The sequence below is a fragment of the Polaribacter tangerinus genome (assembly GCF_038024095.1).
Lineage (GTDB): Bacteria > Bacteroidota > Bacteroidia > Flavobacteriales > Flavobacteriaceae > Polaribacter > Polaribacter tangerinus.
Genome location: NZ_CP150668.1, coordinates 1495127 through 1520617 on the forward strand (window position 1 = coordinate 1495127; position 25491 = coordinate 1520617).

General features: G+C 32.4%; 21 protein-coding genes. 11 read left to right on the forward strand and 10 right to left on the reverse strand.

Annotated features, from left to right (window positions below; genetic code table 11):
* The first annotated feature begins 82 nt into the window (after positions 1-82).
* The 6 genes from WHD54_RS06535 to WHD54_RS06560 all read left to right on the forward strand — a co-directional run bounded on the left by WHD54_RS06535 (position 83) and on the right by WHD54_RS06560 (position 11768).
* Positions 83-2374, forward strand: a complete 2292-nt coding sequence (locus tag WHD54_RS06535; protein WP_088324205.1) for an NADP-dependent malic enzyme — start codon at positions 83-85, stop codon at positions 2372-2374.
* A 165-nt stretch (positions 2375-2539) separates the two neighbouring features.
* The gene (gene ruvA, locus WHD54_RS06540) at positions 2540-3121 is read left to right on the forward strand and encodes a Holliday junction branch migration protein RuvA (protein ID WP_088324204.1); all 582 of its coding nucleotides are present in this window, start codon (positions 2540-2542) and stop codon (positions 3119-3121) included.
* 4 nt (positions 3122-3125) lie between these two features.
* Complete coding sequence (sprA, locus tag WHD54_RS06545; protein WP_088324203.1) at positions 3126-10232, forward strand: cell surface protein SprA; 7107 nt, start codon at positions 3126-3128, stop codon at positions 10230-10232.
* Positions 10233-10257: 25 nt separating this feature from the next.
* On the forward strand, positions 10258-10638 hold the full coding sequence (gene gcvH / locus WHD54_RS06550; protein ID WP_088324202.1) for a glycine cleavage system protein GcvH: 381 nt from the start codon (positions 10258-10260) through the stop codon (positions 10636-10638).
* A gap of 58 nt (positions 10639-10696) precedes the next feature.
* The gene (locus WHD54_RS06555) at positions 10697-10984 is read left to right on the forward strand and encodes a VanZ family protein (protein ID WP_340766588.1); all 288 of its coding nucleotides are present in this window, start codon (positions 10697-10699) and stop codon (positions 10982-10984) included.
* A 64-nt stretch (positions 10985-11048) separates the two neighbouring features.
* Entirely contained in the window at positions 11049-11768 is a 720-nt protein-coding gene (locus tag WHD54_RS06560; protein ID WP_088324200.1) for an energy transducer TonB, read from the forward strand.
* Positions 11769-12018: 250 nt separating this feature from the next.
* On the opposite strand, the gene WHD54_RS06565 is transcribed toward WHD54_RS06560, so the two are convergent.
* The 3 genes from WHD54_RS06565 to WHD54_RS06575 form a co-directional block, all read right to left on the reverse strand.
* Positions 12019-12369: a toxin-antitoxin system YwqK family antitoxin gene (locus WHD54_RS06565; protein ID WP_088324199.1), complete on the reverse strand. Its 351-nt coding sequence runs from the start codon at positions 12367-12369 to the stop codon at positions 12019-12021.
* Between the two features lie 156 nt (positions 12370-12525).
* A complete protein-coding gene (gene rseP / locus WHD54_RS06570; RefSeq protein ID WP_088324198.1) occupies positions 12526-13872 on the reverse strand; it encodes an RIP metalloprotease RseP in 1347 nt (448 codons plus the stop codon).
* Between the two features lie 142 nt (positions 13873-14014).
* Positions 14015-14548 carry a TrmH family RNA methyltransferase gene (locus tag WHD54_RS06575; RefSeq protein WP_088324197.1) on the reverse strand — a complete coding sequence of 178 codons (534 nt, stop codon included), beginning with the start codon at positions 14546-14548 and terminating at the stop codon, positions 14015-14017.
* Positions 14549-14666: 118 nt separating this feature from the next.
* Between WHD54_RS06575 and mutS the strand changes: the two genes are divergently transcribed.
* Complete coding sequence (gene mutS / locus WHD54_RS06580) at positions 14667-17276, forward strand: DNA mismatch repair protein MutS (protein WP_088324196.1); 2610 nt, start codon at positions 14667-14669, stop codon at positions 17274-17276.
* A gap of 321 nt (positions 17277-17597) precedes the next feature.
* Here mutS and WHD54_RS06585 read toward each other — a convergent pair whose 3' ends face one another.
* Entirely contained in the window at positions 17598-17810 is a 213-nt protein-coding gene (locus WHD54_RS06585) for a hypothetical protein (protein WP_088324195.1), read from the reverse strand.
* Positions 17811-17894: 84 nt separating this feature from the next.
* Here WHD54_RS06585 and WHD54_RS06590 point away from each other — a divergent pair, with 84 nt between their 5' ends.
* Entirely contained in the window at positions 17895-18176 is a 282-nt protein-coding gene (locus WHD54_RS06590) for a Sec-independent protein translocase subunit TatA/TatB (RefSeq protein WP_088324194.1), read from the forward strand.
* A gap of 5 nt (positions 18177-18181) precedes the next feature.
* On the opposite strand, the gene WHD54_RS06595 is transcribed toward WHD54_RS06590, so the two are convergent.
* The 3 genes from WHD54_RS06595 to WHD54_RS06605 all read right to left on the reverse strand — a co-directional run bounded on the left by WHD54_RS06595 (position 18182) and on the right by WHD54_RS06605 (position 19752).
* Complete coding sequence (locus tag WHD54_RS06595; protein ID WP_088324193.1) at positions 18182-18823, reverse strand: O-methyltransferase; 642 nt, start codon at positions 18821-18823, stop codon at positions 18182-18184.
* Positions 18824-18921: 98 nt separating this feature from the next.
* Complete coding sequence (locus WHD54_RS06600; protein WP_088324192.1) at positions 18922-19182, reverse strand: hypothetical protein; 261 nt, start codon at positions 19180-19182, stop codon at positions 18922-18924.
* A 3-nt stretch (positions 19183-19185) separates the two neighbouring features.
* Complete coding sequence (locus WHD54_RS06605) at positions 19186-19752, reverse strand: sigma-70 family RNA polymerase sigma factor (RefSeq protein WP_088324191.1); 567 nt, start codon at positions 19750-19752, stop codon at positions 19186-19188.
* A 146-nt stretch (positions 19753-19898) separates the two neighbouring features.
* Here WHD54_RS06605 and panB point away from each other — a divergent pair, with 146 nt between their 5' ends.
* The 3 genes from panB to WHD54_RS06620 are packed head-to-tail and all read left to right on the forward strand — an operon-like array spanning position 19899 to position 22093.
* Positions 19899-20717: a 3-methyl-2-oxobutanoate hydroxymethyltransferase gene (panB, locus tag WHD54_RS06610; RefSeq protein WP_088324190.1), complete on the forward strand. Its 819-nt coding sequence runs from the start codon at positions 19899-19901 to the stop codon at positions 20715-20717.
* 1 nt (position 20718) lies between these two features.
* Positions 20719-21663: an NAD(P)-dependent oxidoreductase gene (locus tag WHD54_RS06615; RefSeq protein ID WP_088324344.1), complete on the forward strand. Its 945-nt coding sequence runs from the start codon at positions 20719-20721 to the stop codon at positions 21661-21663.
* A 31-nt stretch (positions 21664-21694) separates the two neighbouring features.
* Positions 21695-22093, forward strand: coding sequence for a DoxX family protein (locus tag WHD54_RS06620; protein ID WP_088324189.1), 399 nt, complete (start codon positions 21695-21697; stop codon positions 22091-22093).
* A gap of 140 nt (positions 22094-22233) precedes the next feature.
* On the opposite strand, the gene WHD54_RS06625 is transcribed toward WHD54_RS06620, so the two are convergent.
* The 3 genes from WHD54_RS06625 to ybeY are packed head-to-tail and all read right to left on the reverse strand — an operon-like array spanning position 22234 to position 25489.
* Complete coding sequence (locus WHD54_RS06625; protein ID WP_088324188.1) at positions 22234-23094, reverse strand: class I SAM-dependent methyltransferase; 861 nt, start codon at positions 23092-23094, stop codon at positions 22234-22236.
* 58 nt (positions 23095-23152) lie between these two features.
* Positions 23153-25030: a tRNA uridine-5-carboxymethylaminomethyl(34) synthesis enzyme MnmG gene (mnmG, locus tag WHD54_RS06630; RefSeq protein WP_088324187.1), complete on the reverse strand. Its 1878-nt coding sequence runs from the start codon at positions 25028-25030 to the stop codon at positions 23153-23155.
* A 45-nt stretch (positions 25031-25075) separates the two neighbouring features.
* Positions 25076-25489, reverse strand: a complete 414-nt coding sequence (gene ybeY / locus WHD54_RS06635; RefSeq protein WP_088324186.1) for an rRNA maturation RNase YbeY — start codon at positions 25487-25489, stop codon at positions 25076-25078.
* Positions 25490-25491 lie beyond the last annotated feature (2 nt).

Below are 25491 nucleotides of genomic sequence, written 5' to 3' on the forward strand. Positions count from 1 at the left end.
CTATCGTTTTATTCTTTTCAAATTTCAATTTAACTTTCAATGAAAACCATATCTTTGTAAATTCAAACAAAGATTAAAACTTATGAGCGATTCTAGAAAAAGACATGAAGCTTTGGTATATCACGCAAAACCAAAACCCGGTAAAATTGAAGTGATACCCACTAAAAAATATGCTACACAGCACGATTTAGCTTTGGCATATTCACCTGGTGTTGCAGAGCCTTGTTTAGAAATAGCAAAAGACAAAAACAACGTTTACAAATATACTTCTAAAGGAAATTTAGTTGCAGTAATTACCAATGGAACTGCGGTTTTAGGATTAGGTGATATTGGCCCTGAAGCCTCTAAACCTGTAATGGAGGGAAAAGGATTACTATTTAAAATTTTTGCCGATATTGATGTTTTTGATATTGAGGTAGATGCCACAGATGTAGAACAATTTATTTCTACTGTAAAAGCAATTGCACCAACATTTGGAGGCATAAATTTAGAAGATATTAAGGCTCCTGAAGCTTTTGAAATAGAAAGAAGATTAAAAGAAGAGCTTGATATTCCGGTAATGCACGACGACCAGCACGGAACAGCAATTATTTCTGCTGCAGCACTAAAAAATGCTGTTGATATTTCAAACAAAAAAATGTCTGAGATAAAAATAGTTGTAAATGGTGCCGGTGCAGCAGCAATTTCTTGTACTAGATTATACCTAAAATTAGGTGTAAAAAGAGAAAATGTAGTAATGTGCGATAGCAAAGGAGTTATCAGAAAAGATAGAGACAACCTAAGCTCTCAAAAAGCAGAATTTGCAACTTCTAGAGACCTAGAAACTTTGGAAGAAGCAATGCAAAATTCAGATGTTTTTATAGGGCTTTCTACAGGAAATATTGTAACGCCTAAAATGCTTTTATCAATGGGAAAAAACCCTATTGTTTTTGCAATGGCAAACCCTGTTCCAGAAATAGAATATGACGTTGCAGTAGCTACCAGAGAAGATATTATTATGGCAACAGGTAGGTCTGACCACCCAAACCAAGTAAACAATGTTCTTGGTTTTCCTTTTATTTTTAGAGGAGCGTTAGATGTAAGAGCTACAAAAATTAACGAAGAAATGAAAATGGCGGCCGTTCATGCTTTAGCAGATTTGGCAAAAAAATCGGTGCCTGAACAAGTTAATATTGTATATGATGAGGTAAGCCTAACTTATGGTAAAGAATACATTATTCCAAAACCTTTCGACCCAAGATTAATATACGAAATACCACCAGCAATAGCAAAAGCAGCTATGGATTCTGGAGTTGCACTTGAGCCAATTTCAGACTGGAACAGGTACACCGAAGAGCTAATGGAACGATCTGGTTCTGGTAGTAAAGAAATTAGACTTTTACACAACCGAGCAAAAAGCAATCCGAAACGTATTGTTTTTGCAGAAGCAGACCATCTAGATGTATTAAAAGCAGCTCAAAGGGTTCATGAAGAAAAATTAGGTTCTGTAATTTTACTAGGAAGAAAAGAAGTTATTTTAGCATTAAAAGAAGAAATTGGCTTTACAGACAATGTAACTATTATCGATCCTAAAACAGACGAAGAAAAAGAAAGAAGACATCACTTCGGAAAAGTATATTGGGAAAACAGACAACGAAAAGGACGTACCTATTCTGAGGCCAAGAAATTGATGCGAGAACGCAACTATTTTGCAGCAATGATGGTAAATGAAGGCCATGCAGATGCTTTAATAACAGGGTATTCTAGACCTTACCCAACTGTGGTAAAACCAATGTTAGAGTTAATTGAAAAAGACAAAGATGTTACCAGAATAGCAGCTTGTAATTTAATGTTAACAAAACAAGGACCATTGTTTTTGGCAGATACAACTATTAACGAAAATCCGTCTGCTAAAGATTTAGCAAAAATTGCTCAAATGACAGGTAATTTTGCCAGTATGTTTGGAATGAAACCAAATATTGCCATGCTATCTTTCTCTAACTTCGGATCATCTAGTTCCGAAACTTCAAAAAAAATTAGAGAAGCGGTAGCCTACATACATCGTTATTTTCCGAACACTGTTATTGATGGCGAAATACAAGCAGACTTTGCCTTAAATCCAGAAATGCTAGCAAAAGAGTTTCCGTTTTCTAAGTTGAACGGAAAAAAAGTGAATGTTTTAATATTTCCTAACTTAGAGTCTGCAAACATTACTTATAAATTATTAAAACAAGTACAAGGAGCAGAATCTATTGGTCCTGTAATTTTAGGTTTTAATAAGCCTGTACACATTTTACAACTTGGTGCAAGTGTAGATGAAATGGTAAATATGGCTGCTTTAGCAGTTGTAGATGCTCAACAAAAAGAGAAAAGAAAAAAAGGTAAAAAGCAGTAAAATAAGCTACTAAGTAACACTTAAAAGAATAGACGCACTATTATAAATAATAAGGCGTCTATTTTTGTGTTTTTAACCTGTTTTTGAATAGTAAAAACATGAAAATTAGAACGCTGTAAGGAAACAACAAATAAATTAGTTACTTTAGAAGCCTAAAAAAAGGATATGATTACACAAATAAGAGGAAGGTTAGTAGAAAAAACACCTACAGAAGCTGTAATAGATTGTAATGGTGTGGGTTATTTATTACATATTTCTTTAAACACTTTTAGTGCTTTACCAGCAGATGAAAACGTAATTTTATATACACACCTTTCCATCAGAGAAGACGCACACACCTTATATGGTTTTATTAATAAAACAGAAAGAGAAGTATTTAAGCTTTTAATTTCTGTTTCTGGGGTTGGCCCTAGCATTGCAAGAACCATGTGTTCTTCTATGACTTCTGAAGAAATACAGCATGCAATAGCCTCTGAAGATGTAAAACTAATTCAATCTGTTAAAGGAATTGGAGCAAAAACAGCGCAAAGAGTTATTGTAGATTTAAAAGATAAAATCTTAAAAACGTTTGATATTGATGAGATTTCTGTAAGCACAAGCAATACAAACAAAGATGAAGCGTTATCTGCTTTAGAAGTGTTGGGTTTCCAAAGAAAGCAGTCCGAAAAAATAATTACGGCTATTTTAAAAGAAAACCCAGACGCTACAGTAGAAAAAATAATAAAATTAGCATTAAAAAGCTTATAATCAATTGACCACTTTTATTAAAAAAACGTTACTATTTATAGCCATTACACTTGCTGTAAACATAACTTCCTACGCGCAAAATAATTCAACAAAAGACTCTTTAAATCTTAGGTATAAATTTAAAAGCAATCAAAAAGGAGGCTTGTTTTTAGACGATTTAGCGACCAAAGAAATTGTTTATGACAAAGCCTTGAACAGTTACGTAATAGTAGAAAAAATTGTTGGTTACGCTACCAAAACACCCATTTATCTTACGCAAAAAGAATACGAAAAATATCGATTAAAACGCGATATGATGCAGTATTTTAAAGACAAAGTAAGTGCTACTAATAGTAAGAAAAAAGGAGCTAAAGAAGCACAAAAAGACCTACTACCTACATATTACGTAAACAGTAAGTTTTTTGAAACAATTTTTGGCGGAACCGAAGTAAAAGTAACGCCTACCGGAAACCTAAACCTAAAGCTTGGCTTTATATATCAAAATACAGACAACCCACAAATTTCTGAAGAAAATCGTAGTAATTTTACCTTCGACTTCGATCAACAAATAAATGCTAGTATACGTGCTAAAGTTGGTGAAAGATTAGAGTTTACGGCAAATTATGATACACAAGCATCGTTTGACTTTCAAAATTTAGTAAAAATAGACTTTACGCCTACCGAGGACGACATTTTACAAGGTTTTGAAGCAGGAAATGTATCTATGCCCATAAAAAACTCTTTAATTAATGGTGCACAAAGTCTATTTGGTGTAAAAACAGACTTAAAATTTGGAAACACTAATATTACCGCGGTGTTTTCACAGCAAAACTCAGAAAGTAAAACGGTCGTTTCTGAGGCAGGTGCATCTATTCAGCCTTTCGAATTAAGAACTACAGACTACGATAATGACAGGCATTTTTTCTTGTCACAGTATTTTTTTGATAATTATGCCAACTCCCTAAAAAATTATCCTCTAATAAATAGCCCCATAAACATTACAAGAGTAGAGGTTTGGATAACCAATAGAAACGCAAGTACAGATGATTTTAGAAGCATTGTTGCTTTTGCAGATATTGGAGAATCTAACACAGCAGTAATGGTAGATAATAGTGGTACTATTTTAGATGCCTCTATAACACAAGCATTGGTTGCCGGAAAAAAAATACCTTTTAATGGAGCTAACAAAATTGGAACAGAAATTATACCGAACGGTGGTATTCGAGATGTTTCTGGCATAGACAATACTTTACAACAGTATAGCATGGAAAACGGTACCAATTATTCGGTACTAGAAAATGCTAGAAAACTAAACCCTAATGAGTATAATTTAAATGCTCAACTCGGTTTCATCTCTTTAAATAGGCGTTTGCAAGACGGTGAAGTATTGGCTGTAGCCTATGAATATACTGTAGCAGGAAATGTTACCGGAACAACCAAAAACTCTTTTAAAGTGGGTGAGTTTTCAAATGATGGTATACAAGCTCCTCAAAATTTAGCCGTAAAATTATTACGTTCAGAAATACTACAAACAAAAAGATTAAATACTGCAACAGGAAACGAAGAGTCTTTTCCTACTTGGCGTTTGATGATGAAAAACGTATATGCCTTAGGGGCGTATCCGCTAAGTCAGGATGGATTTCGTTTCGAAGTACAGTACAGAGACGATCAAACAGGAATTCCATCAAACGTGTTGCAAAATGCTCAAACACCTGGCATTCCAAATTTACCTCTATTACAAGTATTAAATTTAGATCAACTAGACCAAAGTCAGTTTAGAGAGCCAGATGGTTATTTTGATTATGTAGAAGGAATTACTGTAAGTTCTGAGAATGGATACGTATTTTTTCCTGAGCCAGAGCCTTTTGGTAACGACTTAGAAGACGCTTTAACAAATACTGCAGATGCTAAATATTTATTTAAAGAACTGTATTTAAATACAAAAATCAATATCAAAAATAATTTTCAAAACAAAGACAAGTACTTCTTAAAAGGATATTTTAAATCTGAAAATTCTGGAGGAATTTCTATTGGTGCCTTCAACGTTCCTAGAGGTTCTGTGCGTGTTTCTGCAGGAGGAAGGCAATTGGTTGAGGGAGTAGATTATGTGGTAGATTATCAGTTAGGAAAAGTACAAATTATAGACCCTGGTTTACAAGCATCGAGCACTCCAATAAGCGTATCTACCGAAAATAATGCGGTTTTTAATCAGCAAAGAAAAACCTACATGGGTGTAGATATTGAGCACAAATTTTCAGATGATTTTATAGTCGGTGCTACTGTATTAAATATAGAGGAAAGGCCTTTAACTCCAAAAGTAAACTTTGGTGCAGAACCCATAAATAACACCATGCTAGGGTTTAACTTTAACTATGCTACAGAAGTTCCTTTTTTTACAAAAATGGCAAACAAATTGCCTTTTGTAGATACCGATGCTCCTTCGAACCTTTCTGTAAGAGCAGATATGGCTTATTTAATTCCGGGAACCCCAGGTGGTATTGATGTAACAGGAGCGGCAACCTCTTATATAGATGATTTTGAAGCTTCTCAAATTCCTATCAGCCTTTTGTCTCCTTTAGAATGGTACGAAGCCAGTACGCCAAAATACTTTCCAAATTTTAACGGAGAAAAAGACGACTTATCTTACAACTACAAAAGAGCAAAATTAGCTTGGTACAGTGTAGATCAAATTTTTTATGGTATTGGAGAAACTCCGGCAAGTATAGATGCAGATGAGCTTTCTAGGGCAGAAACAAGACAAATAAATTATGGAGAACTGTTTCCAAACGTTCAATTAGATGTTACTCAAAATGCCTTGGTTAGAACTCTCGATTTGGCTTACTTTCCGCAAGAAAGAGGTTCTTATAATTTTGACCCTGGCGCAAGCATACAAAATGGCAAAGTTACATTACCAAACCCAGAAACTAGATGGGGCGGAATTACTAGACCTTTAACAACCAACAACTTCGACCAAGCAAACGTAGAGTTTATTCAGTTTTGGATTATGGATCCTTACGATAATTACTCTATTACTGAAGAAGAAGGATTACCAGCAGGAATTGACCCCAAAAACCCAACTAACCAAGTAGGAGATTTATATATAAACCTTGGTAATATTTCTGAAGACGTACTAAAAGACAACCGTAAAATGTACGAAAATGGTTTGCCAGAAGATGGTTTAAAAGTTGCAGGTAGTAATATAAATAGAACTACTTGGGGAGATGTACCGAGAAATCCGTCTATTGTGTATGCTTTTAGCGAAGAAGATAATGCAAGAACAAATCAGGATATTGGATACGATGGGTTAAATGATTTGGAAGAAAAAAACCTTCCAGGAATAGGGCAATATGCAAGCTTAGATGATCCGGCGGCAGATAATTTTCAATTTTTTAGAGGTGGCAATTTAGACGCTATAAACGCTTCTTTAATAACTAGGTATAAAGACTTTAATAATACAGAAGGGAACTCGCCAACCTTAAATCAATCACCAGAAAACTACCCAACCTCGTCTACAACATATCCAGATGCAGAAGACATCAACAGAGACCAAACCATGAATACGGTAGAAAGTTATTATGAGTATAAAATTTCTCTAAACAAAAGTAATTTAAGGAAAGGTGTAGGATATATTGTTGATGAAAAAACCACTAGTGTTACACTAGAAAATGGAGATACACAACAAACAAAATGGTATCAATTTAGAGTTCCTGTAAGAAGCGGAACTCCAATTAATGGTATTTCTGACTTTAACAGTATTCGTTTTGCTAGAATGTTTTTAACAAACTTTAAAATGCCAGTGGTTATTCGTTTTGGAGAGTTAGATTTAGTAAGAGGAGATTGGAGACGTTATGTAAGAACATTAGACGAAGCTATAAACCCAGATAGAGAATTAACCCAAGCCGAATTAAATGATTTTGAAGTTGGTGTAGTAAGCATCGAGCAAAACGAAGGAAGTTACATTCAACCACCAGGTATTGAGCGTGAGCGCTTACAAGGAACTACTACTGTTCAATTACAAAATGAGCAGTCGGTTACGCTTAAAGTAAACTACTTAGCACCAAACAAAACAAGAGCAATTTATAAAAATATTAGTGTAGACTTAAGAAGGTTTAAGCGTTTAAAAATGTTTATGCATTTACAAGAAGCACAAGATGAAACAACAGTAAACGACAATGATTTTTCTGCAGTTATTAGACTAGGAACAGATTTAAATGAAAACTTTTATCAAATAGAAGTGCCTTTAAAAGTATCGAGAAACGGAACATCAGCATTAGATATTTGGCCTGAAGCAAATAATTTAGATGCTTTATTAGAAACCTTCGGAAAAGTAAAATTAGAGCGAGATGTAGCTAATTTCGATATCAATAAAATATATACATCTCAAGAACAAAGTAGCGAGGTAACCTATACAATTGGTGTAAGAGGAAACCCTACATTGTCTCAATTAAGAACCATTGTACTAGGACTTAAAAATACGTCTTTATCTCCTAAAAGTGCCGAAGTATGGTTTAACGAGCTACGCTCTGCAGGATTCGATAATAAAGGAGGATGGGCGGCAGTTGTAAATGCAGATGCTAACTTTGCAGATGTTGCAAATGTTTCTGTGGCAGGAAGCATGTCTACCATAGGTTTCGGAAATGTAGAAGATAGGGTAAACCAGCGTAGTTTAGACGAAACAAAACAATACGACATTGCAACCACGGTTCAATTAGGAAAAGTATTAACACCAGAAAACTGGGGCATTCAACTCCCGATGAGTTATAGTATTGGCGAAAAGTTTATAGATCCTAAATTCGATCCTCAATACCAAGATGTTACTTTAAAAGAGGCTTTAGGAGAAAACCCTAACAGCGAATTTTCTAGAGATTACACCAAAAGAACTAGTATAAGTTTTATGAATGTTAAGAAAAATAGAAATCCGAATTCAATAAAAAAACCTGCTTTTTACGACGTCGAAAATTTTGCTATTTCTTATGCTCACAACAGAGAGTTTCATAGGGATTATAACATTCAAAAATATATTAATGAAAACGTAACTGCTGGTGCGAATTACAACTATAGTTTTTCTGCAAAACCTATAGAGCCTTTTAAAAACGTTTCTTTTTTACAAAGCAAGTACTTAAAATTAATTAAAGATTTTAATTTTAATCCGATTCCAACTACAGTAGCAGTAAATTCAAGAATTAATAGAAATTACTCTGAACAGCAATCTAGAAACTTAGTTGCAGGCTTGTCGGACCAACCATCTTTAAAACAAAGAAGGTTTTTATTTGACTGGGATTACACCGTAGGTTTCGACCTAACAAAGTCGATTCAGCTAAATTTTAATGCCACCAATAGTTTTATTTACGACACCTTTGGAAGTACAGAAGATATTCAGATTTTTGATGACTTTTTTAATACCGGTAGAGCAAATCAATACCATCAAAAGTTAAACGGAACTTATCAATTACCTATAGATAAAATTCCTTTTTTAAGTTGGATAAAAGCCGATTATGCGTATACCGCAGACTTTGATTGGCAAGCGGCGGCACAAAGCACTATTGATGTAAACGGGGTAGATGTTGGTTATGTAGACCTTGTTGGAAATGTAATTCAGAATGCAAATACACACAATTTAAACACCACTTTTACCTTAGAAAAGTTTTACAAAAGTTTTGGTTTTGAAAAGTTATTACAACCAAAATCAATTCGTAGAAATGCCAAAAACAAAAAAGGTATAAAATTACCTCAAACACCTAATAGCAATAATAGAAGTAGAATAAACACCAAAAAACTTCCTTTAGGTAAAAAAATTCTGAAAGGAGTGTACGATGTGGTTACTGCAGTAAAACAAGGAAAAATTAGTTATTCAGAAAACAACGGTCAATTTTTACCTGGTTACACACAAGGAGTAGGGTTTTTAGGGGGTGCGCCAACATCTTTTGCCTTTGGAAGCCAAGTAGATATAAGAAATAAAGCGCTAGAAAATGGTTGGTTAATTGGGCCTAGAGACCCAAATAATAGCGAGTATTATAATAAAACATACAGCAGAACACACTACAATAAACTAGACTATACTTTTACTGTAAAACCCATGAAAGATTTAAATATAGATGTTCGGGGAAACAAGATTCAAACAAGAGATATTTCGCAACAACTAGATGTTATTGATAATGGTACCCAAAATGGTGTTTTAGATTTTAGCGCTCAGGCCTTTGAAACAGGAAACTTTAGTACAAGTCATAGTATGTTAGCAACTGCTTTTACTAGTGGAGACGAGCTTTTTAATAAAATGAAAGCCTATAGAGCAACAATTTCAAACAGACTTGCTACTAAAAATAATGTGCCGGTTTCTGGGTACGGTGGTAATAATCAGGATGTACTGTTGCCTGCTTTTATAGCGGCGTACTCTGGTACAAATCCTGAAAAAGTAAATACTGGCCTATTTAGAAATATACCGATACCGAACTGGACGATGCGATACAACGGACTAATGAAATTCGACTTTTTTAAGAAAAACTTTAGCACATTTGTTGTTTCTCACGCCTATAAATCTTCTTACACAATATCTGGCTTTACCAATAACCTACAATATGATGCAAATAATCCTTTTGCAAATACAAATGCAGCAGGAAACTATGAATCTGAACTACTTGTAGCCTCTGCAACACTTGTAGATGAATTTTCGCCACTTATAAAAGTAGATATGAAAATGAAAAACTCTTTCTCTTTAAGAGGAGAAATAAAAAGAGATAGAACGCTAACCATGAATTTTAACAATAGCACTTTAACAGACATAAAAGGTACCGAATACGTAGTAGGTATGGGCTATATTTTTAAAGATGTTAAGGTAAATACCCGTTTTACAGGAAAAAAACAAACTTTAAAAGGTGATATCAATTTAAGAGCTGATGTGTCTTTACGAGACGATTTAACACAAATTCGGTCGATAGATGAAGAAAATGACCAAATAAGTGGTGGACAAAGATTATTTTCTATTAAATTTACAGCCGATTACAGATTGAGTTCTAGTTTAACAGCATCATTTTACTACAACCATCAAACATCTAAATATGCCATATCTACCACGTTCCCAAGACAGGCAATTAATGGCGGATTTAATATAATTTATAATTTAGGAGGAAACTAAAAATAACAACTATAAAATTAATAAAATGAATATTCCATCAGAATTAAAATACACAAAAGACCACGAGTGGATTAAAATTGACGGCGATACTGCAATTGTAGGAATTACAGACTTTGCGCAAGGAGAACTAGGTGACATTGTATACGTAGATGTAGATACGCTAGACGATACTGTAGAAGAAGGTGAAGTTTTTGGGTCTGTAGAAGCTGTAAAAACAGTTTCTGATTTATTTATGCCATTAACAGGTGAGGTAATTGAATTTAACGAAGCCTTAGAAGACGATCCTGAATTGGTAAACACCGATCCTTATGGAAAAGGTTGGATGATTAAGATAGCCATTTCTGATAGTGAACAAATAGAAGACTTACTAGATGCAGAAGCATACCAAAACCTTATTAAAGGATAATTTTATATATATAGCTATTGCTATAACTATAGCTGTAGTTTATTTAAGTCTTATAAAAATGCCCAAACTAAATGTAACCATTAAGTTTGGGCATTTAGATAAAATTCAGCATTGTATTGCCTATTTGTGTTTGTCTTTATCGTGGCTAGTAAGTACAAAAAAGAGAATTAAAAAATTTATTGTAGTTTTACTTTGTATTGTTTTTGGTATGATTATTGAAGTTTTACAACACACTGTAACTAGTTACCGAACTGGAGATGTGCTAGATGTTGTAGCAAATACAATTGGAATTTTAATTGGTTTACTTGTATTTAATAAGTATTCTAAAAAAAAATCATATAATTAACAGAAAGACTTGTATATAAATCAATAATTTAGTTAAATTAGCGAACTATTAAATAATCTTTACAATGGAAATAAAGAAAAACCCGAAATCGAATTTAGAGAATTACAGCAAAATATTTATGCAAATAGGCTTAGTTTTAGCATTATTTGTAACCTATGCTGCAATAGAAAAGAAAACCTATGACAAATCAATAGGAGATTTAGGAGTCGTGAACATGATGGCTCAAATGGAAGAAGAAATTCCTATTACAGAAAGAGCTGAGCCAGTTAAGCCAAAAACTCCACCGCCACCAGCGCCAGAAGTTATAGAAGTTGTAGAAGATGATAAAGAGGTTGAAGAAACTGTAATTGAATCTACAGAAACAGATGAAACAGAGGCTGTAGAAGTGGAGGAAATTGTAGAAATTGCAGAAGCTGAAGAAGTAGTAGAAGATGTAAACTTTATGATTATTGAAGATTCTCCTGTTTTCCCTGGCTGTAAGGGAGACAAAAAAGAGTTAAAAGACTGTTTTAGTAGAATGGTTCAAAAGCACTTTTCTAGAAAGTTTGATGCAGAACTACCAAATGAACTAGGTCTTTCTTCTGGTAAAAAAAGAGTATTTATTGGTTTTAAAATAGATAGAGAGGGTAATATTGTAAATGTACAAGCAAGAGCGCCACACCCAAAAATTAAGTCGGAGGTTATTAGAGTAATGAAAATGTTACCTAAAATGAAGCCTGGTAGACAAAGAGGGAAACCAGTTGGTGTAAGCTACAATATTCCGTTTTCTTTATTGGTAGAATAATACCACACAAACAATTACTAAAAAAGGTCTAAAATTATAATTTTAGACCTTTTTTATTTACTCTATTATAATCTTAAAGATCTTATAATACCATAAAATTGGTTTTGATATGGTAAACGTGGTAATATATACCTAGAGCTAAAGTTACTAGCTAAAAACCACTCAGAAGAGTTATTAAAAAACAAAAAAATAACTCTAAAAGAACAATTCTTTTAGAGTTATATTATAGTTATTATACTATAAAAATTAATTAATCATTAACCGCTACTCTTACGCTTGGCTTCCAAACATTAACACTTGCAACTGTATTGTCTTTGTAAGTAATCTCTTGTAATTGGTCTTTTTTCCAAACAAACCACTTTCCTACTTTTTTTCCTTCGTTATAAAAAGCCATCTGTGTTTTTTCTCCTTGCTTATTGTAGCGTATCCACTTTCCGGTTAATTTTTTATCCTTAAAATAACCTTCTGTGCTCACTTTACCATCTTCATAATAATAAGTAGCTTTCACTAAATTTCCATCTGCCTTAAATGTTGGCTTTACTTCTTGCGAGTATGCAATTGCAGCAATACAAAAGATAGCCATTGTTACTAATTTCTTCATGATATATAGTGTTTAAAAAATTATTATCACTTCAAATATAAATAATTAATAACAATTATCCAACATTTACATAACATTAATTTAACATTGGGGTTAAAAACCAAAAAAAGTGTACTGATTAAGTACACTTTTTTTAAATAAAGATTGACTATTAACTTAATTAAAAAGTCTAAAAATATCGTTTCCGTTGGCAAAAAGTAATAGTGCAATTAATAACACAAAACCAACAACTTGCGCATACTCTAAAAATTTATCTCCTGGCTTTCTTCCTGTAATCATTTCCCATAAAGTAAAAACTACATGTCCGCCATCTAATGCAGGTATTGGTAATAAGTTCATAAAACCTAACATAATAGAGAGAAATGCTGTAATATTCCAGAAAGACTCTGCACTAAACTCGTCAGGAAAAATACTCCCAATAGATATAAAACCACCCAAACCTTTGTAAGCACCGGTACTTGGGTTAAAAATCTTTTTTAACTGTTTTACGTAATCAGTAAGTGTTTTCCAAGATTTACTCCAACCAGCAGGAATTGCTTCTGCAAAAGAATACTCTTTATTAGCTAGTTTGTAATAACCTAATTTCTCTAAATCGTTAAACGAAGTGCCTCCAAAAACAACTCCTATATTACCATAGCTAGACACTTTTACAGGAACATCTTGTAAGGTGCCGTTTCTTTTTACGGTAATAGAAATTTCTTGGCCTTTGTGCTTTGCAAACTCGCTTTTAGCTTCATCATAATACACAATTGGAGTGCCATTTATTGCTGTAACAATATCTTTTGGTAAAATATTGGCTGTTGCGTTTAAGGAGTCTTTTTGAACACCAGCTATTACAAATGGATATCTAGGAAACAAAAATGCTCCTGCATCTTTTCCTCTGTCCATCAATTGAGAAATAAAGTCTTCTGGAATTTCTTTATCTAAAATAGTTCCATTTCTTTCTATTTGATAGCTGTTTCCGTTTATAAACTCTAATGTAAGTTCAGAAAATTTCTTTACTTTTTCTCCGTCTACAGTCAATACTTTATCTCCCGTTTGAAGACCTAACTTTACGGCTAGTGAATCTTGTACCCAAATACCGTCTTTTACATTTTCATTTGGCAAGTATTTCTCTCCATAAGCATACATTAGCATGATATAAATAAAAATACCCAAAACAAAATTTACAAAAACCCCACCTAACATAACAATTAATCGCTGCCATGCTGGTTTAGAGCGAAACTCCCATGGTTTTGGTGGCAAAGCCATTTGCTCGGTATCCATACTTTCGTCTATCATACCAGCAATTTTTACATATCCGCCTAAAGGAATCCAACCAATACCATAAACGGTATCTCCAATTTTTTTCTTAAGTATAGAAAACTTATAGTCAAAAAAAAGGTAGAACTTTTCTACTTTTATTTTAAATAATTTCGCTGGAATAAAATGCCCTAGCTCGTGTAAAACAATTAATAATGATAAACTCAATATAAATTGAGATGCTTTTATAAATATTTCCATACAGGTATAAAGTCTAATTTTAAAAGAAACAAATGTAAGGTTTTAAAGAGAGTTGTAAAAGAACTATTAAATGTTGGTTATTCTTTTAACAAAGATTTAGAGTTGACAGATAAAACAGGTAATTTTTAACGACAATTGCTCTTTATAATTGTTTCATTTTTTGAAACAAATCCCACAAAACAATTCCGGTTGTTACCGATATGTTTAAAGAGTGTTTTGTGCCTAATTGCGGAATTTCGATACACAAATTAGAAGCATCTACAACTTCTTGTTGTACGCCTTTTACCTCGTTGCCCATAACAATTGCATAGGTTACCTCTTTTTCTGGAAAAAAAGTATCTAGTTTGGTGCTATTCTCTGCTTGCTCAATAGCTAAAACCTGAATGTTTGCTGCTTTAAGTTTTTGTACTACAGAAAGTGTACTTTCGGCATATTCCCAAATAACAGATTCTGTTGCACCCAAGGCAGTTTTATGTATTTCTTTATTTGGTGGTGTTGCAGAAATGCCACATAAATATATTTTTTTTATCAAAAAAGCGTCACTTGTTCTAAAAACAGCACCAATATTGTTTAAGCTTCTAATATTATCGAGTACCACTATAATTGGTGTTTTTTTTACTGCTTTAAACTCATCTACAGAAATTCTGTTAAGTTCAATATTTTTAAGTTTTCTCATTTCTCACATTGTTAAAATATGCCTATTTTTGTTACTGATGTAAGGTTATATTTACGCGATGAATCACTAACAACTATATTTTATATCTTCGCAAAACTAATTTAAAATTTCTTAAAACTTGGCAAAAAAGCAAGCAAAAAAGGTAACTCCTTTAATGAAACAATACAATGCAATCAAGAAAAAATATCCTGATGCTATGTTGCTATTTCGTGTAGGAGACTTTTATGAAACCTTTGGAGAAGATGCCAAAAAAGCAGCCCATGTTTTAGGAATTACACTTACAAAAAGAGGTGCTGGTAGCGATACTGAAACAGCTTTGGCAGGTTTTCCGCATCATTCTTTAAATACCTATTTACCAAAGTTGGTAAAAGCCGGAATGCGTGTTGCTATTTGCGATCAGTTGGAAGACCCTAAAATGACCAAAACAATAGTAAAGAGAGGCGTTACAGAGTTGGTTACTCCGGGGGTTTCTTTAAACGATGAGGTGTTACAATCTAAAACAAATAATTTCTTAGCCGCTGTTCATTTTAATAAAAATCTATTAGGTATTTCTTTTTTAGATGTTTCTACAGGAGAGTTTTTGGTGGCTCAGGGAAATACCGAATATGTAGACAAATTATTACAAAATTTTTCTCCGAGTGAGGTGTTGGTTCAAAAACAACACAAACAACAGTTTTTAGAATTATTTGAAAACAGATATTACACTTTTTATTTAGATGATTGGGTGTTTAACGCCACTTATGCAAATGAAATTTTACAAAATCATTTTGAGGTTAAAAACCTAAAGGGGTTTGGTGTAGAAGATTTAAAAAATGCTATAATTGCTGGTGGAGCAGTTCTTTATTATTTATCTGAAACACAGCACAATCAGCTAAAACACATTCAGAATATTAGTAGAATTGCTGAAGATAATTATGTTTGGATGGATCGTTTTACGGTACGAAACCTAGAGCTTTACAACCCAAATTCTATAAATGCCGTTACTCTTTTAGATATTATAGATCAAACCATATCACCAATGGGTGGCCGATTGTTAAAACGTTGGTTGGCACTACCATTAAAAAACTTAGATGCTATAAAAAAGCGTCATGAATTGGTAAAGTTTTTTATAGATTCTGATGATTTTTCTACAATTGTAAGTTATCAATTAAAGCAAATTTCCGATTTAGAAAGGTTAATTTCTAAAGTAGCAACGGGCAAGGCATCACCAAGAGAAATTGTGCTTTTAAAAGATTCTTTAAAAGCTATAATTCCCATTAAAATTGCCGCTGAAAAAAGCAATAACAGTGTGGTAAAAGAGCTAGGCAAACAGCTACACACATGCAAAGAATTAGTTGATAAAATTACTGAAACTTTATTTGATGATGCTCCTGTAAATGTGAACAAAGGAAATGTTATTGCCACAGGAATTCACAAAGAATTAGACGATTTGAGAGCCATTTCTAAGTCTGGTAAAAGTTATTTAGATAATATGTTGGCTAGAGAAACTGAACGTACCGGAATACACAGTCTCAAAATTGCTTTCAACAATGTATTTGGATATTATATAGAAGTTAGAAATACGCACAAAGATAAGGTTCCAACAGAATGGATTCGTAAGCAAACTTTAGTAAACGCAGAACGTTATATTACAGAAGAGTTAAAAGAATACGAAACAAAAATTTTAGGAGCAGAAGAAAAAATAAGTCAATTAGAGCAAGAAATATTTTCCAAACTACTACAATATGTAATCGGTTTTGTACAAATAGTTCAAGAAAATGCTCAAATAATTGCAAAAATTGATTGTTTACATTCTTTTGCTGTTCTTGCAATAGCAAATAATTATGTTCGCCCAATAATGGATGAAAGTACCGATTTAGAGATAAAAAACGGACGTCATCCTGTAATTGAAAAACAATTACCTATAGACCAATCCTATATTGCAAATGATGTTGTTTTAAACAGAAATATGCAACAAATTATTATGATTACCGGACCAAACATGTCTGGTAAATCTGCTATTTTAAGACAAACAGCACTTATTGTTTTACTGGCACAAATGGGTAGTTATGTTCCTGCGCAAAATGCAAAAATTGGTTTGGTAGACAAAATTTTTACACGTGTTGGTGCTAGTGATAATATTTCTATGGGAGAATCTACATTTATGGTAGAAATGAATGAAACCGCCTCGATTTTAAATAATATTTCCGATCGTAGTTTGGTCTTATTAGACGAAATAGGAAGAGGCACTTCTACCTACGACGGAATTTCTATTGCTTGGGCGATTACCGAATTTTTACACGAACACCCATCAAAACCAAAAACTCTTTTTGCAACTCACTACCACGAACTAAATGAAATGACCACTAGTTTTAAACGGATAAAAAACTTTAATGTATCTGTAAAAGAGCTAGAAAACACTATTATTTTTCTGCGAAAACTTGTTGCTGGCGGTTCTAACCATAGTTTCGGTATTCATGTTGCTAAACTTGCAGGAATGCCCAATACGGTTATTCATAGAGCAAATAAAATACTAAACAAGCTAGAAGAAAACACTAAAAAAAGTGAGGTTAAAGAGGCCTTAAAACAAGAACAACATACTGAAATGCAACTTAGTTTTTTTCAGTTAGACGATCCTTTGCTTGAAAATATTAGAGAAGAAATTTTAGCCACAAATATAGATTCACTAACGCCTATTGAAGCACTAATGAAGTTAAATGAGATTAAACGCATGCTTCAAAAAAAATAATATTTACAACAGGCTCACTAAATTAAAGCCCAAAATAAATACAAGTAACAAACCTAGTATGCTTGTAATTACTTTGTGTAGATTTTTTTGTTTAGAATAGTTTTGTAAAATCAGTAAAATTCCCACTATAGAAAGTAAGATATTTAATACAATTATTAGCGTAACATTTTCTATTAAATTAAAAAAGAACCCTTTGAAAGCGGTAACTCGATCTTATTGATTTTTGTATGTACTGCTGTTGTAAATAAAAACCCAAGAAAAAAAATTATAAACAGGAATAGCAGCAACTAAAATTAAAAGTAATTTCTTTTTCATAATACACTAAATTTTGTTGATTTTTACTTTTCTATCACTTGTATAATAATTGATAATACATGCCAAAGCACCCACAACTGGCACAAATAAAATAACCGCTCCCCATATTAAAAAACGTAAATTACTAGTGCTTCTAGAGGCAAAAACAAGAGCTGTTATTACCAAAGCAAGTAGTAAAATAATTAGGATAATAACCTGAAAAGAAGAAATGAATAACATATTTGATTTTTTATAAAGCTACAAAAAAAACTTAATAAAATAATTGTTTTTCTATTTCTTAAAATAACTCAGTATCTTTGTACTATGAATGTAACACTGTTGTTTATTAGTGGACCAGAAATTATAGTTATCATGTTAATTGTGGTAATGTTATTTGGCGCAGATAAAATTCCTGAAATTGCAAGAGGTTTAGGAAAGGGAATCCGCCAGGTTAAAGATGCTACCAACGATATAAAAAGAGAAATAAAAGACAGTTCTGAAAAACACGGTTTAGATACAGACGTTACAAAAGATATTCATAAAGAAATTAATGCTGTTAAAGATAATATAGATGATTTTACTGGGCCTATAAAAAGGCAATTATAGTTTTATTATTTCACCCTAGTTATTGTTAAACCATCTCTTATTGGCAGCAATACTGTTTCTACTCTTTCATCTGAATTTATCAATTTATTATACCTTAAAAGAGCTGCGGTATCTTTATCCTTCGGATCTAATTCTTCTACTATTTTACCACTCCACAAAACATTGTCTGATAAAATAATACCTCCACTATTCATTTTATCGATTATAAGATGATAATAATTTTCATAATTTGACTTATCGGCATCAATAAAAACCATATCAAACTTCTGTTTTAGAGTAGGTATCACTTCTAAAGCATTGCCAATATATTGTTTAATTTGATGTCGGTATCCAGACTTTTCAAAATATTTATTTTGCAAATTTTGAAGTTCTTCATTTTTATCAATCGTAATTATGTTTCCTTCTGCAGGCATTGCTTCTGCAAAACACAAGGTTGCATAGCCTGTATAAGTACCTATTTCTAGAATATTTTTTGGTTGCTGAATTTTTGTTATCATTGCTAAAACTCTACCCTGAAAAGCACCGCTTAACATTCTTGGGTTTAATACTTTTTGCCAAGTTTCTCTAGTTAATTCTTGTAATATTGTTGGCTCTTCTTGTGAATGTGCCAAAACATAATTATCTATTTTTTCTGGTAAAAAATGCATATTTCTTAACTATTTTTTTGTTGATAAAAAGTAATTCCAAAAGTACAAAAAAGCGGAACTTTATTAAAAAAGTTCCGCTTTAATAATACTTATTAGTACTATTTATTTTTTTCGAGAAGCTGTTTTAATTGCTCTTTTTCTATTTCTGGCATACAGTGCTTAACGTCTTTACAACTCTTAGCATACCCTTTATAAAAAGTAGTTAAAAGTCCGTTTTGTTTCGTATAAAGACTGCATATTTTACAGCTCAAAAAATGAATCCCTAGTTTTAATTTATCAGTAAAGGTAGCCTCACCGTACTGATTTTTATCACATATTGTGGTTGCTTGATTGCAACTAATTGTAAACTTTTTAAACATCTTTTACTTATTAAACCAGTTATCTTCCATACATTTTCTTAGTTGCGTTCTGGCTCTGTGAATCATCACCCACAAATTTGACGAACTAATATTTAACTCCTTACAAATTTCTTCCGTTTCGTACTCCAAAATAGTTTTCATTCTAAACACCATTGCATACTTTTCTGGCAACGCATTAATGCACTTTTCTAGCTGTTCTTTTAGTTCTTCATTCTCAATGGAACTACTCGAAGTATCATTCCAATTTTGCGGAACTCTCTCCTCTAACCAGCTTCCTTCATTATCGCCACTTTCATGAAAATTAATGCGAACTTCTGCTTGCCCTTTTCTCGAATTTATCTTTCTATAATAATCTATTATTTTTCTTTTTAAAATAGATACCAGCCAAGTTCTCTCAGAGGCCTTTCCTAAAAAATTATCTGCAGATTTTAAACCTGCCAAAAAAGTTTCTTGAACCAAATCTTTAGCAACATCGGCATCGTTTACTCTCGTAATTGTGTAGTTGTATAAATAATCTGCATAATTATCTATCCAGTTATTAACCTCTAAACTATGTTTTTTAGCCCCCATTTGTTTATTGAAAGCTCAAATATAATGCTTTATTTTATTTACCTAACAATGCATTTATGTATTCAATAAAATAAAAGGACTTCTATTTTAATGTATGCGATATCTTTACATATTTATTACTTTTACCACAAATTAAAATATTTACTATGTCTGTTGCTAAAAAACAATATAAGCGAGTTACTGTAAAGTCTTTAGTCGATATGAAGGCTAATGGAGAAAAAATCTCTATGTTAACTGCGTATGATTATACGATGGCAAAAATTGTTGATAGTGCCGGAATTGACGTTATTCTTGTAGGAGACTCTGCATCGAACGTTATGGCGGGCCACGAAACTACTTTGCCAATTACTTTAGATCAAATGATTTATCATGCTAGCTCTGTAGTAAGAGGTATAGAGCGTTGTTTGGTTGTTGTAGATTTGCCTTTTGGAAGTTATCAATCTGATCCCAAAGAAGCCTTGCGTTCTGCAATTAGAATCATGAAAGAATCTGGTGGTCATTCGATAAAACTTGAGGGAGGAAAAGAGATTAAAGATTCTATTAAACGGATTTTAAATGCTGGGATTCCTGTTATGGGACATTTAGGATTAACGCCACAATCTATTTATAAATTCGGAACCTACACCGTAAGAGCAAAAGAGGAAGAAGAAGCAGAAAAACTTATGGAAGACGCCTTAATGTTAGAACGTATTGGTTGTTTTGCACTTGTTTTAGAAAAAGTACCTGCCAAACTGGCCAAAAAAGTTGCTGATGCACTAACCATACCAGTTATTGGTATTGGAGCTGGTAACGGAGTTGATGGTCAGGTGTTGGTTACGCATGATATGATTGGAATGACGCATGAATTTCATCCTCGCTTTTTAAGAAGGTATTTAGATTTGTTTAAAGACATGACCGGAGCTTTTAAAAACTATATTTCGGATGTAAAAAGTGGTGATTTTCCGAATGAAAAAGAACAATACTAGCATGTTTAAAATTCTTCATTTAGATGTTAATCATCCGTTGCTTATAAACCAACTGACAAATGCTGGTTTTACCAATGATGAAGATTATACATCTTCGAAAGAAGACGTTATAAAAAAAATTAATTTGTATGACGGAATAGTTATCCGAAGTCGTTTTTCTATTGATCAAGAATTTATTAAAAAAGCATCTCGCTTAAAGTTTATTGCTCGTGTTGGCGCTGGACTAGAAAATATAGATTGTGATTTTGCTTCTTCGAAAAATATAGCCCTAATTGCAGCTCCTGAAGGTAACAGAAACGCTGTTGGAGAACATTCGTTAGCAATGCTTTTGTCTTTGTTTAACAAACTAAATAAAGCGGATAAGGAGGTAAAAGAAGGTACATGGTTACGGGAAGAAAATAGAGGTTTAGAGCTAGACGGAAATACAATAGGCTTAATTGGTTATGGGAATATGGGAAAATCGTTTGCAAAAAAACTTCGTGGTTTCGATGTAAAAGTACTTTGCTATGATATTAAACCAAATGTAGGAGATGAAAATGCCACACAAGTATCATTAAAAAAACTCCAAGAAGAGGCTACTATTGTAAGTTTACATACACCAGAAACACCTCTTACAAAAAAAATGATACATACAGAGTTTATCAGAAAATTTAAAAACAATATCTGGCTTGTAAATACTGCAAGAGGTAGCGCTGTTGTTACGAATGATCTCGTCTTAGCATTAAAAGAGGGTAAAATAAAAGGAGCAGGATTAGATGTTTTAGAATATGAAAATTCCTCTTTTGAAAACCTATTTACTTCAAATGATTTACCTCACGCTTTTGAATATTTAATACGTTCAGATAATGTAATTCTTACGCCACATATTGCAGGATGGACCATAGAAAGTAAAGAAAAGCTAGCTCAGACTATTGTAGATAAAATTATAAAAAATAACTATATGTAGCTGTTTTTTAAACACTTACACAAAATAACACATGCGTTTTCTATCAAATTTTCCTGCAGAAGTTTTAATTCTTACTTTTTTAAGCATTACGTATGTAATGTCAAGTTTTGAAAAAATTACAGACTTTAAAGGAAATGTAACTTTTATTAAAGCACATTTTAAAAGCTCTCCGCTACAAAAATATGTTTCACAATTACTAATTGTTTTATTGATATTAGAAGTTTTGGCTTCCACATTAATGCTATTTGGGATTTATCAATTGTATACCTCTGAAAAAAAAGAAATAGCATTACTAGGAACACAAGTTTCTGCAATAGTGCTACTTTTTTTATTAATCGGTCAACGGCTAGCAAAAGATTATCAAGGCGCCATGTCGTTAACTGTATATTTTACATTAACTGTTTTTGCTGTTTTTTTATTAAATAACTAATTCTTATAGTAAAAAATATTTCTATTACAAAAAGTTATTAAAAACGGCTTAGAAATAACCGTTTTTAAAAGGTTTTAAATATTTTTGATATATAATCATATCAAAAACACAAAAACGGTTTTAAAACAGCTTAAAAGGTGTTATTTTTTATTTTTGATTATGTATATGAGAGAAGAATACTCAGATGTCCTTTTTGCTTTTAAATTTGAAATAAAACCTCTGTAAACTGCTTTTACAAAACTCATTTTACTTCTCTTATATTTTTCACTAAGCAAGGAAACATAAAATGCATCAAATTTCATTGGAAGTACTTTTTCTACTTCCATAGAAACATCAGAAAAAAGCAACTGTATGCTTTTTTGAGAAAAATGCCATACATGTCGTGGTACGTCAAATGCTGCCCAATGTTCTTTATAATAATTTGCATCATAACTTTTATAATTGGGTACAGCAATTACTAATTTTCCATCCTCTTTTAAAAGGTTTTTTAGAGTTAGCGTATAATCTTGTAAATTATGTACATGTTCTAAAACATGCCACAAAGTAATTACATCATATTTTTTACCAGATAGTTCGGTTGTATTTTCATTTAAAAAAAGACCCTTTTTTTGAGCCGACTCTCTAGCAATTAAACTTGGCTCGATTCCGAATATTTTCCAATCATTACTTTTACAAACTTTTAAAAAATCTCCTGTTCCTGCTCCAACATCTAAAATAGTTTTTTGTGCTGTTTGAAAAGAATTAATCAAAGATAATTTTTGCTTTAAAGTATAATTTTTTACGATTTGATAAATCTTATCTAAAAAAGATTTTTTACTATCTGTGTGGGAAATATAATTTTCGCTTTTATAATATTCTGCTAAGTTTTTCGGAACTGGCTTCGTAGCTAAAAAATCGTATTTTGAATGATAATAAAGTTCAAAATTTTCTTTAGAAAAAGCATAATCTTTACAAGAAAGGAAATGTGTTAAGTTTGAATAAAGATTTTTATTATCGTCCAATTTTTGATATTTATTTTAATTTGTTCCACGAGGAACATTGCTTTTTTTTTAAAACTTTTTACCTACCCATATACACTAAAAGAACAGAAATATCACTTGGCGAAACACCACTAATTCTGCTTGCTTGAGAAATGGAAGTTGGTCTAATTTTATTTAACTTTTCTCTTGCTTCAAAAGATAATGATTTCACTTTTTCATACTTAAAAGAATCTGGAATAATAACATTTTCTAAGCGATTAAGTTTGTCTGCATTATTTTTTTCTTTTTCTATATAGCCAGAATATTTTAAATGAATAACAGCTTGTTCGATAGCCTCTTTATCGATATTATTTTCCTTTAAAAAAGTAGTTAATTTTGTCAATCCGTTGAAATCAGAAAAATTTAACTGTGGTCTAGAAGCAATCTTATACAACTTCATAGATTGATTAATCAGAGCCAAATTCTTTGAAGCCAAAATAGGATTAATTTCATTTTCGGTAACACTCGTTTTTTGAAGAAAGTCGATTAATAGATCGGCGTTCTCTTGCTTTTTTTGAACCCTATCCATTCGCTCTTTTGATGCGAGACCTAATTTATAACCAATGGGTGTTAATCTTAAATCGGCATTATCTTGCCTTAACAAAGTTCTATATTCTGCTCTTGAGGTAAACATTCTGTAGGGCTCTTCTGTACCTTTTGTAATTAAGTCATCAATTAAAACTCCTATGTAGGCTTCGTTTCTTTTTAAAATAAAAGGTTCTTTGTTTTTTACTTTTAGAGCTGCATTAACGCCGGCCATCAAACCTTGTGCAGCTGCTTCTTCATAACCTGTAGTACCATTAATTTGACCTGCAAAAAATAAATTTTTGATACGTTTGGTTTCTAAGGAATGTGTTAATTGTGTTGGTGGAAAATAATCATACTCAATAGCATATCCGTAACGTAAAAACTTTACATTTTCGAAACCAGCAATTGCGCGAATAGCTTTGTCTTGTATATCTTCTGGCAAGGAAGTAGAAAAACCATTTACATACATTTCTACGGTAGTCCAACCTTCGGGTTCAACAAAAATTTGATGTCTTTCTTTCGTTGCAAAACGGTCAATCTTATCTTCTACAGAAGGGCAATATCTTGGACCCGTAGACTGAATTCTTCCATTAAACATTGGAGACCTATCGAAACCTTCTCTTAGCAAATCATGAACCTTTTTATTTGTATAAGTTAAGTAACAAGAACGCTGATTTGTAAGTGCTTTAGAGGTTGGTAAATAAGAAAATTTTTCTGTTTCATTGTCTCCTGGTTGTTCTTCCATTTTAGAATAATCTAAAGATCTACCATCTACTCTTGGCGGGGTACCTGTTTTCATTCTTCCTGCTTCAAAACCTTTTTTAATCAGGTCTTCTGTAATTCCTGTAGAAGCACCTTCTCCTGCTCTTCCTCCTCCAAAACTCTTATCACCAATATGAATTAAACCATTTAAAAATGTACCTGCGGTAATAATAACAGTTTTTGCTTTAATGGATAAACCTAAAGCAGTTTTAACACCAACCACAACATCTCCTTCAAACAATAAGCCGTTAACAGAATCTTGATAAAAATCTAAATTAGGTGTTTGCTCTAACATTGTTCGCCAACATTCTGCAAACTGCATTCTATCGGATTGCGCTCTCGGACTCCACATTGCAGGGCCTTTCGATTTATTGAGCATTTTAAACTGTATAGCCGTTTTATCTGTAACAATTGCACTATATCCACCCAAAGCATCAATTTCTCGTACAATTTGACCTTTTGCAATTCCGCCCATAGCAGGATTACAACTCATTTGTGCAATGTTTTGTAAGTTGGTTGTTATAAGTAATGTGTGTGCACCCATATTGGCACTTGCTGCAGCAGCTTCACTACCTGCGTGACCTCCACCGACCACGATAACATCAAATGTTGTTGAAAATAAACTCATAATTGAATAGTTCCACGTGAAACTTGTATTTTAATTAATTGAAAATCAATAATTTAATATTGATAAAGCGGCGTTTTCTTCGATAGTCATCTGCTCTTGTTCTTTAGTTGTTTTATCTTTAAAACCACAATAATGTAACACTCCATGTATCATAACACGGTGTAGCTCATTATCAAATGACACATTATACGTTGTGGCATTATCTGCTACACGATCTACAGAAATATAAATATCGCCATTAATTAAGTTTCCAAGACAATTATCGAAACTTATAATATCTGTAAGCGTATCATGGTTTAAAAATTGTACATTCAATTTATGCAGATAATCATCGTCACAAAAAATATAATTAATTTCTCCTTGCTCAAAACCGTGATTGTCGATAACTCTAGAAATCCAAGCCTGTAGAACATCCGATTTATCAATTGAAAAATCTGTTTCGTAATTAAATGTAATCATAA